We start from the raw sequence: 281 nt of genomic DNA, 5'->3' as shown, positions 1-281 counted from the left end.
CTCGATGTCCGCATGGGTCACGCAGGCCCCGAGCACGAGCGTGTCGCTCTCGGCCCGCGCGGTCCGGAGCTCGGGCACGCCGGTGATGTCGAGGATGAGGGTGGGCTCGACGAGGCGCAGGGTCAGCATCGGTCCGAGGGACTGGCCCCCCGCGATCAGCTTCACGCCCGCGTGGGCCTCGGCAAGGCGCGCCAGCAGCGCGGGCAGGCTGTCGGGGCGCTCCCAGGCGAAGGCGGCGGGCTCCATGCGGCCTCCCGCGCGGTCTCGGCGGGGGCGCGGGT

General features: G+C 76.2%; 1 protein-coding gene. It reads right to left on the bottom strand.

The features are described 5' to 3' along the window. Positions 1 to 246, bottom strand: a 246-nt coding sequence (locus ACLBX8_RS32210) for an FAD binding domain-containing protein (protein WP_447716476.1), incomplete at its 3' end; no start/stop codon positions are given. Positions 247 to 281 lie beyond the last annotated feature (35 nt).

The organism is Methylobacterium sp. D48H (assembly GCF_053345715.1).
The sequence above is the reverse complement of the archived record's forward strand: the minus strand, read 5'-3'. Positions and strand labels throughout refer to the sequence as shown.